Genomic DNA, 15,450 nt, shown 5'->3' on the forward strand with positions numbered 1-15,450 from the left:
ACAAGCTGGAACTCCCCGCCCACCCGTCACCCGGCCGCCGCCCCCCGACGAGGCACCGCGCGCCGCGACGCATCGCGCCCGGAGGACAGCCCATGGGCCTGCCGCCCCTCGCCTCGGGCCCGCACGGCCCCGACGCCCTGCGCCCCCTGCTCGACACCGTGCTCCACGCCCTGCACACCGGCGCCGCCACACGCGGCGGCCCGCTGCCCGCGGGCGGCCCCGACACCGTCGCCGCCCGGGTGGCGGACGCCGCCGGCGACATCCTCCCCGACCACGGCGACCCCGACGCACTCCGCACCCTGGTCACCGCACTCGCCGAAGGCGCCGCCGACCCCGCCCACCCCCTGTGCGCCGCCCACCTGCACGGCCCACCCCTCGCCGTCGCCACCGCAGCCGACCTCGCCGCCTGCGCCCTCAACCCCTCACTCGACTCCTGGGACCAGGCACCCGCCGCCTCCGCACTCGAAACCCTCGTCACCCGTACCCTCGCCCGGGAAACCGGCGCCACCGACGCCCTCGTCACCACCGGCGGCACCGAATCCAACCAACTCGCCGCCCTCCTCGCCCGCGAAACACACGGCCCCGGCCTCCGGCTCATCCACGGAGCCAACGCCCACCACTCCGTGCCCCGCGCCGCCTGGCTCCTCGGACTGCCCGAACCCGTCACCGTCCCCGCCCCCACCGGCACCCTCGACCCCGCCGCCCTCGACGAAGCCCTCACCCAGATCCCCGGACCACACCTCGTCATCGCCACCGCCGGCACCACCGACGCCGGCCTGATCGACCCCCTGCCCGAAATCGCCGACCGCTGCACCACCCACGGCGCCCGCCTCCACATCGACGCCGCCTACGGCGCCGGCCTCCTCTTCAGCGACCACCACCGCCCCAAACTCGCCGGACTGGAAGCCGCCCACACCATCACCCTCGACCTGCACAAACTCGGCTGGCAACCCATCGCCGCCGGCCTGCTCACGGTGAAGAACCCCAACGACCTCACCGCACTCCACCACCACACCCACTACCTCAACGCCGACGACGACACCGACGCCGGACTCCCCGACCTCCTCGGCCGCTCACCACGCACCAGCCGCCGCCCCGACATCCTCAAAATCGCCGTCACCCTCAAAACCCTCGGCCGCACCGGACTCGGCACCCTCGTCGACGAAGTCTGCACACGCGCCGACCAACTCGCCGCCCTCATCCACGACCACCCCGCCTTCGAACTGCACGCGCCGCCCACCATCAGCACCGTCCTGTTCCGCCCCACCCACGCCACCGACCACGACGTCGCCACCCTCCGCCGCACCCTGCTCACCACCGGCCACGCCGTACTCGGCCGCGCCCACGCCGACGGCCGCCTCTGGCTCAAAGCAACCCTCCTCAACCCCCACACCCGGCCCGACGACCTGACCACCCTCCTCACCCTCGTGGAAAGCTCCCTGGAAGGACACACCCCACGATGAACACCCCCGCCCCCCACATCCCCCGCGACCTCGTCGGCATCGGCATCGGCCCCTTCAACCTCTCCCTCGCCGCCCTCGCCGACCCCCTCACCGGCCTCGACACCGTCTTCTACGACCAGCGCCCCGCCTTCCACTGGCACCCCGGCCTGCTCATCGACGGCGCCCGCGTCCAAGTCCCCTTCCTCGCCGACCTCGTCACCCTCGCCGACCCGGCCAGCCCCTGGACCTTCCTCAACCACCTCAAGACCCGAGAACGCCTCTTCCCCTTCTACTTCGCCGAACGCTTCCACATCCAACGCGCCGAATACGACGCCTACTGCCGCTGGGTCGCCGACAACCTCCCCGCCCTCCGCTTCCACCACCAGGTCGACGCCGTCCGCTGGAACCCCGAACGCGGCCTCTTCGAAGTCGACTACACCCAACTCGACACCACCGGAGAAGCCGAAGCCCTCGGCCGCACCTACACCAGGAACGTCGTCCTCGGCATCGGCACCGAACCCCACGTCCCCGACCCGCTCAAACCCCTCGCCGACGCCCCCGGCGTCCCCGTCATCCACGCCGCCCACTACCTCGACCACCGCGAAACACTCCTCGACGCCGACCACATCACCGTCATCGGCACCGGCCAGTCCGGCGCGGAAATCTTCCTCGACCTCCTCCGCCACCGCCCCACCGGCCACGAGAAGCTCCACTGGCTCGGCCGCACCGAAGCCTTCGCCCCCATGGAGTACTCAAAACTCGGCCTCGAACACTTCACCCCCGACTACACCCACTACTTCCACACCCTGACCGAACCCGTCCGCGACCGGCTCATCACCGCACAGTGGCAACTGCACAAAGGCATCGACGCCGACACCGCCGCCGCCATCCACGACGAGCTCTACCGCCGCACCCTCGACGGCGGCTGGCCCGACACCGTCCTCACCCCCGGCGTCCACGTCCGCACCGCCGGCCGCCTCTCCACCACCCAGGTCGAACTCCACCTCGAACACACCCAGCAGAAAACCCGCACCCGCCTCACCACCGACGCCGTCATCCTCGCCACCGGCTACCGCGAACGGCCCCTCGGCCGCATCCTCGCCGGCCTCGACCCCTACATGCGCCGCGACAACCGCGAACGCCCCCGCGTCGACGAACACTTCCGCCTCGTCCTCGACCCCAGCGTCACCGGCTCCGTCTACGTCCAGAACGCCGAAACACACACCCACGGAGTCGGCGCCCCCGACCTGGGCCTCGCCGCCTGGCGCAGCGCCACCATCCTCAACGACCTCACCGGACGCGAACCGTACCCACTGCCGCACCGCACCGCCTACACCACCTTCGGCCTGCAAAACGGACTGCCCCAGATCCCCTCCGCACGCCACCACAGGGCACTCACCCCACTGACGGAAGGAACCTGAGGCAGCCCCAGGAGAAACCCGCTCAGAACACCGGCACACCCTCCCGCGTCAACGACCAGCCCACCGACGCGAAGTCCGCCGGATCCAGTACACCCCTCGCCGTCGCCCACTCCGCGATCCGCGTACGGATCTCCGTCGACTCCGACCACAGCTCCCTGGCCGACGCCACATGCGGGAAAGCCCCACCGCCGTTGGCCCGGTAGTTGTTCACCGCCAGCACGAACTGCCCCGCGTCATCCAACGGAGCACCACCGAAGGACAGGTTCCTGATCCGTGAACCGGCCGCCTGCGCGATATCGATCTCGTACGACAACCCCGACACATAGTCGTAGTTGTAGTCCGGACGGCCGTTCGCGTTCGTCAGCTTCTCCACGTCCACCGGCGCACCGGCCGCCGTCCGCACGTAGTACTCCGCCGAGAACTCCAGGTACGCCCGCAGCTGAGCACCCGTCATCAGCTTGGCGACCAGCGTGTTGTCGTACACGTACAGACTCGACAGATCCCGGATCGTCACGTCCCCGGCCGGAATCTCCGAAGTCCGCGAGAACGGTGACGCCTGCGCCACCACCGGCAACGACGCGAACTCCGTCCCCGCCAACGCCTCCCTGACCACATCCTCCTGAACCTTCGTGATCAGGTCGATGATCGGAGCGTCCTTGTACCGCGCCTCCACCGTCGTCAGCGTCTCGGTCGCCGTCCCGACCACCTGATTGACATACGACACCACCACCGCGTGCTCATCCGCCAGCAACTCCGTGATCCGCGGATCGTCGGCGACCGTGTTCGAATTCCGCAACGACGCCCTCACCGACTCCACCTGCCAACGACCCCGCTCGAAGACCAGCTCGAAGTCGAAGAGAGTGAGCCGCTCGGCATAGCACAGCGGCTCGGACAGAACGACCGTCCGCCCGGTCTCCTCGTTGACGACCTTCAGCTCCGCGATCTCCGTATGCGCGTGCCCGACCAGGATCGCGTCGACACCCGGCACCAACCGCGCCACATTGGCCGCCGCGTTCTCCACGTACGGCACCTGATCACCGTAGGACGACGTACCCGACGAACCCGAGTGCGCCGACACCACCACCACGTCCGCCCCCATCGAACGCAGCTTCGGCACCCACTTGGCCGCCTGCTCCTCCAGCCCCGGGAAAGCCAGCTTCCCCTGCACATACGCCTTGTCCCAGATCGCGATACCCGGATTGGTCAACCCCAGCACCGCCACCTTCACCGGCGGCGCGCCCTTCACCCGGAACGTCTTCATGAAGTACGGCGGGAACGCCGGCCTCAACGTCTTCGCGTCCACCGCGTTCGCGCCCAGCAGCGGGAAGTCACACTGCTCCTCGAACCTGCGCAACGTCTCGATGCCGTAGTTGAACTCGTGATTTCCGAGCGCCACCGCGTCGTACCCGATCGCGTTCATCGCCTGCGCCATCGGATGCACCGGACCACCCTCGGCGGTGATCGGATCGACCTTGGCGTAGTAGTACGTCAGCGGGGTGCCCTGGATGGTGTCGCCCGCGTCGATCAGCATCGTGTTGCTGCGGCCCTTCTCCGCACGGACCTGGTCCACCAGCGTGGACACACGGGCCAGCCCCTGGGCATTGCCCGCCGTGTCCGCGTACTCGGCGTCCTTGAAGTAGTCCCAGTTGAAGACGTGCCCGTGCAGGTCGGTGGTGCCCAGCACCGTCAGCGCGTACCGCTTGCGCCCACCGCGCCCCCGGTGCGCGGAGGCCGCCTCGGCCGCCGGAGCCGCGGCCGCGCCCGCCAGCGCGACACCCGCCCCCGTCACGGCGGACCTGCTCAGGAACTTCCGGCGGTTCAACGACATGGCTGACTCTCCTCGGTGACCCGTGAACAACAGTGGCAACGCGCGTAGATTCTGTCCTGAACATGCCGCCTGTCAAGAGCGGCAGACGGACGAAACGCTCATCGGAGCGGACGGGCGCACATATTCAATACTTGTCAATAACCCTTTACTCAAAGGTTGTTGAGCGGACATGCGTGGCCAATTCGCTACCCGCCGGTAAGTCATAGGCTCGAACCATGCGCCGAGCAAAGATCGTCTGCACACTTGGGCCCGCCACCGACACATACGACCAGATCAAAGACCTGGTCGACGCCGGAATGGACATCGCCCGCTTCAACTTCAGCCACGGCACCCACGCCGAACACGAAGAGCGATACCACCACGTCCGCAAGGCCTCCGACGAAACCGGCCGCAGCGTCGGCACCCTCGCCGACCTTCAAGGACCGAAGATCCGACTCGGCCACTTCACCGAAGGCCCCGTACTCCTCGAACGCGGCGACACCTTCACCATCACCGTCGAAGAAGGCACCACCGGCGACCGCCACACCTGCGGCACCACCTACGCCGGCCTCGCCACCGACGTCACCCCCGGCGAACGCATCCTCGTCGACGACGGCAAAGTCTGCCTCCAGGTCACCGACATCGACGGCCCCCGCGTCCACACCGAGGTCATCGAAGGCGGCATGGTCTCCGACCACAAAGGCCTCAACCTCCCCGGCGTCGCCGTCTCCGTCCCCGCCCTCTCCAAAAAGGACGAAGACGACCTCCGCTGGGCCCTGCACGCCGGCTTCGACGTCATCGCCCTCTCCTTCGTCCGCACCGGCCGCGACATCCAGGACGTCCACCGCATCATGGACGAAGAAGGCCGCCGCCTCCCCGTCATCGCCAAGGTCGAAAAACCCCAGGCCGTCGAGAACATCGACGATATCGTCGCCGCCTTCGACGGCATCATGGTCGCCCGCGGCGACCTCGGTGTCGAAATGCCCCTCGAACAGGTCCCCATCGTCCAAAAGCGCGCCATCAAACTCGCGAAGCGCAACGCCAAGCCGGTCATCGTCGCCACTCAGATGCTCGACTCCATGATCGACAACGCCCGCCCCACCCGCGCCGAGGCCTCCGACGTCGCCAACGCCGTCATCGACGGCACCGACGCGGTCATGCTCTCCGGCGAGACCAGCGTCGGCAAACACCCCATCGAAACGGTGCGCACCATGGCCCGCATCGTCGAAGCGGCCGAGGAGGACATCCTCGCCAAGGGCCTCCCCCCACTCACCGACCGCAACAAACCCCGCACCCAGGGAGGCGCCGTCGCCCGCGCGGCAGCCGAGATCGGCGACTTCCTCGGCGCCAAGTTCCTCGTCGCCTTCACCCAGTCCGGCGACACCGTCCGCCGCCTCTCCCGCTACCGCTCACCCATCCCCCTGCTCGCCTTCACCCCTGAACCGGCGACGCGCTCCCAGCTGAGCATGACCTGGGGCGTGGAGACCTTCTGCGGCCCCCACGTGGATTCCACGGACGCGATGGTCGACCAGGTGGACGAGCTCCTGACCCGCTACGGACGCTGCGAGAAGGGCGACGTGGTGGTCATCACGGCCGGCTCACCACCGGGGGTGTCCGGCACGACGAACCTGGTGCGGGTGCACCACATCGGTGAGGACGACCGTCCCAAGTAGACCGGCCGTCAGTACTTGGGCCCGACGTGGGCGTCCATGAGGGCTACGGAGGCTTTGCGGGCGACGGAGATCGTGACGGCCGCGCGGCTTTGATTGAGCGACTTCCACTCGACACCGACGCGGTCGAGAGTGGCGGTGAAGAGCCTGATGATGTCGGTCGACGTGTTGGTGAAGAAATACCGGGGGTACTCGTAACGCTTGTACTCACCGGCAACCAGGCGGGTCGTCCAGTTGGTGATGCGACAGCCGTCGGAGTGGATGAGTCCGCGGGTGAACTCCCAGGGCTGGGCGTCCACGATCGTCTGCTGCCACGGTGCGAGGGCGATCCTTCGCTCGTGCTTCTTCCCTGGCCCGTGTTGAGGAAAGAAGCATGGCCAGTGCCCGCTGTAGCCGACCACAGAGGTGTACCCGACGGCTTGGACTCGGTATGCCTTCCCGTTGGGATTGATGGCTTCGATGGCGGCAGCGCACGCGTTGATGAGCCCGGGCCATGCATCGGCGCATGCGATTCGGAGGAAGTAGCCCGACCTCATGCCGGGACTGATGCAGCCATCGCCGAGATAGAGGCCGAGCAGGTAGGCGTATGCCGCCCTGTACTTGGGTGGCTCTGCGTTAGGACCGCACAGCGAGCATGAGGTTTGCCGCATACGTGGCAGAGGCTCGATGCGTGTCTGCCACGAGCGGATGGCGGCGCGGGATATCCCGGTTTCCTTGCTGACGGAGTTCAGGCTCCGTCCCTGTGCCACCAGTGCCAATGCACGCTTGCGTGTGCTGGTGTCGTACATGCGGTCACTCTGTGGCGAGGTTGGCAACGACACGCAGTAAAAAGTGGATGTTCACGAGAACGTGGACATCCACTTACTGGCGTAAACCTTGGAAAACAAGGAAAAGTGCCCCGGGTCGGACTCGAACCGACACTGTATGGGTTTTGAATCCATTGCCTGCTGCCAATTGGGCTACCGGGGCCCGCGGAATCGAAGGTTTCCCCTGACCCTCCGCGCGTACACCTTACCGCAGCTAGGTAGGCTCTTGTCAGCAGTACCCCTGCCCTGAACGAGGAGCCCTACGTGACCGCCCCCGAGTCGCCCCAGCCCGTAGACGTGCCCGAAGACGACAAGTCGCACGTTCCTCCGCTGACGACCCGTGTCGTCATCGCCGAGGACGAGGCGCTGATCCGACTCGATCTCAAAGAGATGCTGGAGGAGGAGGGCTACTCCGTCGTCGGTGAGGCCGGTGACGGTGAGCAGGCCATCGAGCTGGCCCGGGAGCACAAGCCCGACCTGGTGATCCTCGATGTGAAGATGCCCAAGCTGGACGGCATCTCCGCGGCGGAGAAGATCGCTGAGGAGAGCATCGCGCCGGTGCTGATGCTGACCGCGTTCTCTCAGCGCGATCTGGTGGAGCGGGCGCGGGATGCCGGGGCGATGGCGTACCTGGTGAAGCCGTTCTCCAAGAGTGATGTCGTGCCGGCGATCGAGATGGCTGTTTCGCGGTTCACGGAGTTGAAGGCGTTGGAGAAGGAGGTCGCGGACCTGAGTCTGCGGTTGGAGACGCGGAAGCTGGTGGACCGGGCGAAGTCGGTGTTGCAGACGGAGTACGGCCTGACGGAGCCGGCGGCGTTCCGGTGGATTCAGAAGACGTCGATGGATCGGCGGATGTCGATGCAGCAGGTGGCTGAGGCGGTCATCGAGGACGCGGAGGAGAAGAAGGCGTCCAAGGGCTGAGCTCGCCCCCGAAGGAGCATTGAGGCCCGCGTCCCCGTCTGGGGGCGCGGGCCTCGTCGTGTGGTCGGCCGGTTCGGTTCAGTCTTCGCCGAGGTAGGCCTTGCGGACGGATTCGTCGTGGAGGAGGTCCGCTCCGCTGCCGGAGAGGACGATGTTGCCGACTTCCATGACGTGGCCGTGGTCGGCGAGGGAGAGGGCGGCTTGGGCGTTCTGTTCGACGAGCAGGATGGTGGTGCCCTGGGATTTCAGTTCGGCGATCGTGGCCATGATCTTTTGCATCATGATCGGTGAGAGGCCCATGGAGGGTTCGTCGAGCATGAGGAGTTTGGGCTGGGACATGAGGGCGCGGCCCATGGCGAGCATTTGCTGTTCGCCGCCGGAGAGGGTGCCTGCGGCTTGTTTGCGGCGTTCGCCGAGGATGGCGAAGAGGTCGTAGGCGCGCTGGATGTCTTTTTCGATGCCTGGTTTGTCGTTGCGGAGGAAGGCGCCGAGGCGGAGGTTGTCCTCGATGGTCATGCGGGGGAAGATGTGGCGGCCTTCGGGGGAGTGGGCGAGGCCGAGGGAGACGATTTGGTGGGCGGGGACTTTTTTGAGTGATTTGCCGCCGAACTTTATCTGGCCGCCGACTGGTTTGAGGAGGCCGGAGAGGGTGCGGAGGGTGGTGGTTTTGCCGGCGCCGTTGGTGCCGATGAGGGTGACCACTTCTCCGGCGTCGACTGTGAAGGAGATGCCTTTGACGGCTTCGATCTTGCCGTAGGCGACGCGGAGGTCTTCGACCTCGAGGAGTGCGGTCATCGGTCGTTCTCCTTGCCGGCCGCGGTGTTCTCGGTGGTGTCGGCCTGGGCGGCTTCGGCGGCCTCGACTTCGGCGGCTTCGGCGGCGCCGGGGTCGTTGGGGAGGGGTTCGCCGAGGTAGGCGGCGATGACGCGTTCGTCTCCCTGGACGGTGGCGCTGTCGCCTTCGACGAGTTTTTCGCCTTGGACGAGGACGGCGACGCGGTCGCAGAGGTTGAAGATGAAGCGCATGTCGTGCTCGATGACGAGGATGGCGATGCCCATGTCGCGGATGGCGAAGACGAGTTCTTCGGTGGAGCGCGTCTCCTGCGGGTTCATGCCGGCTGTGGGTTCGTCGAGGAGGAGCAGGCCGGGTTCGCTGGCGAGGGCGCGGGCGATTTCGAGCTTGCGTTGTTCGCCGTAGGGCAGGTTGCGTGCGAGGTGGTCGGCTTTGGCGGCGAGGCCGACGAAGTCGAGGAGTTCCATGGCGCGTTCGCGGCTGGCTGCTTCGGCTTTGTGGAAGCCGGGGCCGCGTAGGACGGCTGACCAGAAGCCTTCTTTGGTGCGGGTGTGGCGGCCGACGAGGACGTTTTCCAGGACGGTCATGTTGGCGAAGAGGCGGATGTTCTGGAAGGTGCGGGCGATGCCGGCGGCGGTGACTTTGAAGGATTTGGCGGGGAGGATCTGGTCCTTGTAGCGGACTTCGCCTTCGGTGGGGATGTAGAGGCCGGTGAGGCAGTTGAAGAAGGTGGTTTTGCCGGCGCCGTTGGGGCCGATGAGGCCGACGATTTCGCCGCTGTTGACGGTGAGGTCGACGCCGTTGACGGCGGTGAGTCCGCCGAAGCGCATGGTGACGCCGCGTGCGTCGAGGACGGTGGTGCCGGGGGCGGGGGTGCCCGGTGCGGTGTCCTTGGTGGTGGTGTCGGTGGTCATGGTGGTCAGGCCCCTGTCTTGCTCAGGACTGTGGGCGCTTCGGCCTCTTCGTGGAATTCCAGTTTGCGGCGTTTGTTGGCGATGAGGCCTTCGGGGCGGAAGCGCATGAGCAGGACGAGTGCGAGTCCGAAGGCGAAGAGCTGGTAGTCGCCGAGGAACTGGAGTTTGTTGGGGATCAGGAAGAGCAGTGAGGCGCCGATGAGGGGGCCTGCGATGGTGCCCATGCCGCCGAGGACGACGGCGGCGAGGAGGAAGGCGGAGTTGGGCGGGGAGGTGCCGGCGAAGAGGTACTGCTCGGGGGTGACGGTGTAGGTGACGTGGGCTTGGACGGTGCCGGCGAGGCCGGCGAGGGTGGCGCCGACGGCGAAGGCGATGAGTTTGACGCGGAAGCCGTTGATGCCCATGGCGAGGGCGGCGGTTTCGTCTTCGCGGATGGCGACCCAGGCGCGGCCGATGCGGGAGTCGCCGCTGCGTCGGAAGACGAGGACGACGACGGCCGTGATGACGAGCATCAGGAAGAAGTAGTTGGCGAACCGGCCGATGGTGAAGCCGGCGATGTCGTGCTGGATGCCGAGGTCGAAGCCGAGGATTTTGAGGTCGGGGATGGAGGAGATGCCGTTGGAGCCGTTGGTGAGGTCGGGTCCGGAGGTGCCGTCGAGGTTGTTGGCGGCGATGCGGAAGATCTCGCCGAAGCCGAGGGTGACGATGGCGAGGTAGTCGCCGCGCAGTCGCAGTGTCGGGGCGCCGATGAGGACGCCGAAGACGAGGGAGGCGGCGGCGCCGACGAGGACGGCGGCCCAGAAGGGGAAGTGGACGCCGAAGGGGGAGCTCTGGGAGCCGGAGACGAGGGAGGCGGCGTAGGCGCCGACGCCGAGGAAGGCGACGTAGCCGAGGTCGAGGAGGCCTGCGAGGCCGACGACGATGTTGAGGCCGAGGGCGACGGTGGCGAAGATGAGGATGTAGACGCCGATGGTGGCGTACTGGTCGTCGGTCTGGGTGAAGGGGAAGCAGGCCGCCGCGATGAAGGCGCCGCAGATGGTGATGTTCTGGTGGCGTGCGGTGAGCTGGGTGACCTGGGAGATCAGGCCGGAGGCGTTGAGGGCGGCGAAGCCGAATCCGGCCATGATGAGGAAGCCGACGAAGAGTTCGTCGTACTCGGTGCCGATGCCGTAGGTGAAGACGAGCAGGGCGATGGCGAGGACGGCGACGATGATGAGGATCTCGGCGTAGGCGGGGAGTGCGCGTACGGGGCGGGGGGCGCCGGGGGCGAAGGCGGCCCTGATGGTCTGCCAGTTCTGGGCGGTGGTGTGCCTGAACTTCTCCCAGCCGGTGTCGTCGGGGTCGAAGGGGTCGGGTTCGGGGCGTTCGAAGGGCAGGGCGAGCGCGCCGAGGAGGGCGATCAGGGTGACGGCCGCCGCGATGTATCCGCCGGGCTCCAGGTTGACGAGGCCGCCGAGTTGGGCGCTGATCGCGATGATCGTGTACCAGGTGGTGGCGAAGGTGGCGAGGGCGGCGAATCTGATGGCCGCGTCGGCGCCGGAGGGGGCGAGCCAGCGGAGTCCTTTGACGCCGTAGGAGGCGAGGCCGAAGAGGGTGGTGAGGGCTCCGCCGATGAGGGCGAGGACCTGTAGGCCGCCGGGGTAGCCGTAGACGGTGAGGTCGCCGGGGAATTCGGCGGTCCAGGTCCAGGCGAGGAAGGTGGAGATGATGGTGAGGAGGCCGCCGCCGGTGGCGAGGGCGCGGCCGATGTGCGGGGGTATGCCGATGAGGCCGGTGCGGGTGTCGGGGGCGGGGGTGCCGGCGGTCTTGGGGGCGGTGGTGTGTGTGGTCATCGGTGTCACGCCCTGTCCGCGACGCGTTCGCCGAGCAGGCCTTGCGGCCTGAGCAGCAGTACGAGGATGAGGAGGATGAAGGCCCAGACGTCTGCCCAGGACTGGCTGCCGAACTGGTCGAGTCCGGGGACGTCGGCGATGTAGGCGGTGGCGAGGGTTTCGGCGACGCCGAGGACGATGCCGCCGATCATGGCGCCGTAGATGTTGCCGATGCCGCCGAGGACGGCCGCGGTGAAGGCCTTGAGTCCCAGGATGAAGCCCATTTTGAATTCGATCTGGCCGTACTTGAGGCCGTAGGCGACGCCTCCGACGGCGGCGAAGACGGCGCCGAGGGCGAAGGCGACCACGATGATGCGGTCGGTGTTGACGCCCATGAGTTTGGCGGTGTCGGGGTCCTGGGCGGTGGCCTGCATGCCGCGTCCGGTGCGGGTCTTCATCACGAAGTAGGCGAGGACGGCCATGCTGATGGGTGCGGCGGTGAACAGGAAGATGTCGCCGGTCTGGATGGTGACGTTGCCGATGTGGAAGGGGCCGCCGTCGATCTGGGGGAAGGTGCGGGCGGATTTGGCGTCGGGGTACCAGGCCCAGACCGCCTGCTGGAGGGCGAGGGAGAGGCCGATGGCGGTGATGAGTGGGGCGAGGCGGGGCGCGCCGCGCAGTGGGCGGTAGGCGAACCGTTCCGCCCCGACGGCGACGGTGGTTGAGACGATGACCGCGCCGATGAGCATCAGGGGCAGGGCGATCAGCATGGAGGTGCCGTCGGGCAGGATGTATATGTAGACCGTGAGTGCGCCGAAGGCGCCGGTCATGAAGATCTCGCCGTGGGCGAAGTTGATGAGCTGGACGATGCCGTAGACCATTGTGTAGCCGATGGCGACCAGCCCGTACATGGATCCCAGTAGCAGGCCGTTGACCAGCTGCTGCGGCAGTTCGTTCACCGCATGTCCTCCGAGACTTTCGGACGTTCGACGGATGTGGCCGGATGCGAGTGAGCGCGGGGCGCTTGTGGCACAGCGCCCCGCGCGGCTCTTCCGTGGTGCGGGTTTCCTGCCGGTCGGGTCAGCCGGTGTAGGTGCCGGACTTCACGGTGCTCCAGTCGCCGTTCTCGACGGCGTAGACGGTGAGCTGCTTGTTGGTGGCGTCACCGAATTCGTCGAAGGAGACCTTGCCGGTCACGCCGTCGAAGGAGACGTTCTGCATGGCCTCGGTGACCTGGGCGCGGGCGTCGTCGGGGAGCTTTCCGTCGTTCTTCTCGACGACTGTCTTGACGGCTTCGATGATCGCCCAGGCGGAGTCGTAGGAGTAGCCGCCGTAGGCTTCGAAGGGTTCCTTGTAGCCTTCGGCCTTGTAGTTGGCGACGAATTCCTTGGCCGAGGGGAGTTCTTCGACGGGTGCGCCGACGGAGGTGGCGAGGTCGCCGACGCCTTCGGGGCCGGCGAGCTTGATGAAGTCGGCGCTCTTGATGCCGTCGCCGCCGACCAGGGGGATTTTGGCGCCGGCGGCCTTGATCTGCTTGCTGAGGGGGCCGGCCTGCGGGTATTCGCCGCCGTAGTAGACGACGTCGGCGCCGGAGTTCTTGACCTTGGTGGCGACCGCGGCGAAGTCCTTGGTGTCCGGGTTGATGTGCTCGGTGCCGACGACCTGGCCGCCGAGTTTCTTGAACTCGTCGGTGAAGGTGGCGGCGAGGCCGGCGCCGTAGGTCTTCTTGTCGTCGATGACGAAGACCTTTTTCTTCTTGAAGTCGTTGTAGACGTACTGCGCGGCGAACGGGCCCTGGATGGCGTCGGTGGTCGCGGTGCGGAAGTACGAGTCGTACTGGCGGACCTTCTTGGTGCGCCAGTCCGGGCCCTGGGTGAGGCCGGGGCCGGTGTTGGCGGGGGAGACCTCGACCAGTTTGGCGGTGTCGAAGACCTTCTGCATGGACTCGCCGACCGAGGAGTTCAGCGGGCCTACGACGCCGAGGACGTCGTCGTTGGCGACGAGTTGGGTGGCGTTCTGCTGGCCGACGGAGGGCTGGCCCTGGTCGTCGAGGGCTTCGACCTCGAAGGTGATGCCGTCGACGGTCTTTTCCTTGTTGGCGGTCTTGGCCGCGAGGTCCACCGAGTTCTTGATGCCGAGGCCCAGCGCGGACAGGTCGCCGGTCAGCGGGGCGTCGACGCCGATGACGACGGTGGTGCCACCGCCGCCGTTGCCGGAGTCCGAGCCGCCGTCGTCGTCGCGTGAACCGCAGGCGGTGAGGGTGAGCGCTCCCGCCGCCAGAGCAGCGGTGATGGAGATGAGCGAACGTTGACGCACGATCAGTCCTTTCCCTGGCACAGCCGCTTCCCCGTGGAGGCGGCCGAGTCGAGCGCTGGGCCGAAGTGACAATCGGACGGCGCGGTGACTGGCCGTGACTCTAAGCGGGTGTGGGGAACGTGGAGGAGGGTCTGACTCAGGCTGTGACGCTCTTGTTATGACACGGGGTAATGCAGAGCGGTACTGGCTGGGAAGAAGGGCGGAATTCCGGCCGATTCGCCCTGTCCACATGTTGAGAACCTGCAGGACCGACGCTCCGCGCTCAGGAGTCTCGGGTGTTTTGGTGATTACCGGGAAACGTTGCCGCAGGTGGCTTCCAGGGCATGTGAGAGGTGCTGTGCATAGCGTGGTCCGAGGATGAAACTGTGGGCCTCTATTGCGTCCGTATTACGCAGCGTTACATCCAGGAAAGGGAGTCCGGGGTTCCGCGGTGTTTTATCGCATTCCGTCACCCGCACCGTGAGGATGATCTTGCGGGCGGAATGCGTCTTTGTCTGGAAAGGTGCCGCGGGTGACGACGTCATCGAGAGGCCGGCGTAGGGCTGGGTCAGTCCCGTCACGGTGACGGGCGGTCCGGACCGCACGCTCAGCCGCACCGCGAAGCTGAAGTCGCCGGGGTCGGCGCCGCCGGGGCCGGGCACCGCGTCCAGGTAGTCGAGGTCGACCGCCTGGGAGGCGGGCGGCGGCGGGGGCGGCGGCGGCTGCCGCGGCCGGTCGGCGTACAGGTAGCCGCCGCCCGCCAGGACGACGAGCGCCGCGGCGGCCGTGAGGACGGCCTGCCGGTGGCGGTCGTAGCGCCGGGCGATACGTCCGCGTGGCCGGACGCGGGGCCGGGGCGCGTCCGAGGCGTCCCAGGCGCGGGTGCCCTCGCCCGGCTCGACGGGGCCGGTGCCGCTCACTGCCACGGGCCGTCGCTCGGACCGCCCTCGCGGTACTGTTCGGCGCACGCCGCACGCACCTGGCGGTCGGTCAGCTCCTCGGCGGCCCGGACGCCCTGATGGCGTTTCGTGGCTCGCGCGGCCTCCATGACCTCCCGCAGGATGTCGTACTGGCGGTTGGACAACCCCATCGACTGGTAGTCGCCGTAGGGCTCGCCGTCGTGCGGCATCTCTCGCGCCCAGTGGCCGACGGTGCTCGTGCACCACCGCGCCGGGGACGGCGTCCGTCGGACCACCGCCGGCGCGGTCGCTTCGGTGGCGGCGGTGGGACCGGCCTCGTTGGTGCCAGGGTTGCCGCTGCCGCAGGCCGTCGCCAGGGCCGCGGTCGGCAGGGCCGGCGCGAACACGAGCAGCGCGGGCGCGATGCGTGCGTGCGCGAGCCGTCGGTGCGTGGCGTGTGCGTGCGCTGTCCGCTCGTGCGTGGCGTGTGTGTGCGTGAGCCGTGCGTGCGTGAAGCGGAACCGCCGAGCCGCCGCCCCCGGCCTGGGGGCCCCTCCCCGTCCCATGCCCCGACGCTAGAGCGCCGGGTCGCCGGCGGCAATGGCCGTGGCCGGGAGGGACACGATGACCGGGGACGACGAGGCGGCCGGGGTCGGTGGGGCGGCCGGGGGC

13 protein-coding genes and 1 tRNA gene are annotated in these 15,450 nt (G+C 67.8%); 4 read left to right on the plus strand and 10 right to left on the minus strand.

Annotated features, from left to right (window positions below; genetic code table 11):
• Nucleotides 1-92: 92 nt before the first annotated feature.
• Nucleotides 93-1,463, plus strand: coding sequence for a pyridoxal phosphate-dependent decarboxylase family protein (locus QC283_RS22015; RefSeq protein ID WP_279563325.1), 1,371 nt, complete (start codon nt 93-95; stop codon nt 1,461-1,463).
• Nucleotides 1,460-2,863 (plus strand): lysine N(6)-hydroxylase/L-ornithine N(5)-oxygenase family protein, encoded by a 1,404-nt coding sequence (locus QC283_RS22020; RefSeq protein ID WP_279563326.1) that lies wholly within the window; start codon nt 1,460-1,462, stop codon nt 2,861-2,863. Before QC283_RS22015 ends, QC283_RS22020 begins: the two co-directional genes overlap by 4 nt.
• Before the next feature lie 22 nt (nt 2,864-2,885).
• On the opposite strand, the gene QC283_RS22025 is transcribed toward QC283_RS22020, so the two are convergent.
• Entirely contained in the window at nt 2,886-4,691 is a 1,806-nt protein-coding gene (locus QC283_RS22025; protein WP_279563327.1) for a bifunctional metallophosphatase/5'-nucleotidase, read from the minus strand.
• Nucleotides 4,692-4,906: 215 nt separating this feature from the next.
• Here QC283_RS22025 and pyk point away from each other — a divergent pair, with 215 nt between their 5' ends.
• Complete coding sequence (pyk, locus tag QC283_RS22030; protein ID WP_279563328.1) at nt 4,907-6,343, plus strand: pyruvate kinase; 1,437 nt, start codon at nt 4,907-4,909, stop codon at nt 6,341-6,343.
• A gap of 8 nt (nt 6,344-6,351) precedes the next feature.
• On the opposite strand, the gene QC283_RS22035 is transcribed toward pyk, so the two are convergent.
• The gene (locus tag QC283_RS22035; protein ID WP_279563329.1) at nt 6,352-7,128 is read right to left on the minus strand and encodes a helix-turn-helix domain-containing protein; all 777 of its coding nucleotides are present in this window, start codon (nt 7,126-7,128) and stop codon (nt 6,352-6,354) included.
• A gap of 106 nt (nt 7,129-7,234) precedes the next feature.
• Nucleotides 7,235-7,309, minus strand: a tRNA-Leu gene (locus QC283_RS22040).
• Nucleotides 7,310-7,410: 101 nt separating this feature from the next.
• On the opposite strand from QC283_RS22040, the gene QC283_RS22045 reads away from it, so the two are divergent.
• Entirely contained in the window at nt 7,411-8,067 is a 657-nt protein-coding gene (locus QC283_RS22045; protein ID WP_279563330.1) for an ANTAR domain-containing response regulator, read from the plus strand.
• 78 nt (nt 8,068-8,145) lie between these two features.
• On the opposite strand, the gene QC283_RS22050 is transcribed toward QC283_RS22045, so the two are convergent.
• From QC283_RS22050 to QC283_RS22080, 7 genes are all read right to left on the minus strand, one after another.
• Nucleotides 8,146-8,862 (minus strand): ABC transporter ATP-binding protein, encoded by a 717-nt coding sequence (locus QC283_RS22050; RefSeq protein ID WP_279563331.1) that lies wholly within the window; start codon nt 8,860-8,862, stop codon nt 8,146-8,148.
• Entirely contained in the window at nt 8,859-9,773 is a 915-nt protein-coding gene (locus QC283_RS22055; RefSeq protein ID WP_279563332.1) for an ABC transporter ATP-binding protein, read from the minus strand. The genes QC283_RS22050 and QC283_RS22055 overlap by 4 nt, the downstream gene beginning before the upstream one ends.
• Nucleotides 9,774-9,778: 5 nt before the next feature.
• Nucleotides 9,779-11,605 carry a branched-chain amino acid ABC transporter permease gene (locus QC283_RS22060; RefSeq protein ID WP_279563333.1) on the minus strand — a complete coding sequence of 609 codons (1,827 nt, stop codon included), beginning with the start codon at nt 11,603-11,605 and terminating at the stop codon, nt 9,779-9,781.
• A 5-nt stretch (nt 11,606-11,610) separates the two neighbouring features.
• On the minus strand, nt 11,611-12,543 hold the full coding sequence (locus tag QC283_RS22065; protein WP_279563334.1) for a branched-chain amino acid ABC transporter permease: 933 nt from the start codon (nt 12,541-12,543) through the stop codon (nt 11,611-11,613).
• A gap of 121 nt (nt 12,544-12,664) precedes the next feature.
• The gene (locus QC283_RS22070) at nt 12,665-13,900 is read right to left on the minus strand and encodes a branched-chain amino acid ABC transporter substrate-binding protein (protein ID WP_279563335.1); all 1,236 of its coding nucleotides are present in this window, start codon (nt 13,898-13,900) and stop codon (nt 12,665-12,667) included.
• 287 nt (nt 13,901-14,187) lie between these two features.
• A complete protein-coding gene (locus tag QC283_RS22075; protein WP_279563394.1) occupies nt 14,188-14,799 on the minus strand; it encodes a Tat pathway signal sequence domain protein in 612 nt (203 codons plus the stop codon).
• A complete protein-coding gene (locus tag QC283_RS22080) occupies nt 14,796-15,344 on the minus strand; it encodes a hypothetical protein (RefSeq protein WP_279563336.1) in 549 nt (182 codons plus the stop codon). The genes QC283_RS22075 and QC283_RS22080 overlap by 4 nt, the downstream gene beginning before the upstream one ends.
• Nucleotides 15,345-15,450 lie beyond the last annotated feature (106 nt).

Origin of the sequence: Streptomyces sp. DH41 (assembly GCF_029813785.1) — a bacterium.
In the GTDB taxonomy this organism is placed as follows: Bacteria; Actinomycetota; Actinomycetes; order Streptomycetales; family Streptomycetaceae; genus Streptomyces.

Coding starts and splice junctions, on each gene's coding strand:
- QC283_RS22015 (WP_279563325.1), top strand. CDS start 93: ATGGGCCTGCCGCCCCTCGCCTCGGGCCCGCACGGCCCCGACGCCCTG.
- QC283_RS22020 (WP_279563326.1), top strand. CDS start 1,460: ATGAACACCCCCGCCCCCCACATCCCCCGCGACCTCGTCGGCATCGGC.
- QC283_RS22025 (WP_279563327.1), bottom strand. CDS start 4,691: ATGTCGTTGAACCGCCGGAAGTTCCTGAGCAGGTCCGCCGTGACGGGG.
- pyk (WP_279563328.1), top strand. CDS start 4,907: ATGCGCCGAGCAAAGATCGTCTGCACACTTGGGCCCGCCACCGACACA.
- QC283_RS22035 (WP_279563329.1), bottom strand. CDS start 7,128: ATGTACGACACCAGCACACGCAAGCGTGCATTGGCACTGGTGGCACAG.
- QC283_RS22050 (WP_279563331.1), bottom strand. CDS start 8,862: ATGACCGCACTCCTCGAGGTCGAAGACCTCCGCGTCGCCTACGGCAAG.
- QC283_RS22055 (WP_279563332.1), bottom strand. CDS start 9,773: ATGACCACCGACACCACCACCAAGGACACCGCACCGGGCACCCCCGCC.
- QC283_RS22060 (WP_279563333.1), bottom strand. CDS start 11,605: ATGACCACACACACCACCGCCCCCAAGACCGCCGGCACCCCCGCCCCC.
- QC283_RS22080 (WP_279563336.1), bottom strand. CDS start 15,344: ATGGGACGGGGAGGGGCCCCCAGGCCGGGGGCGGCGGCTCGGCGGTTC.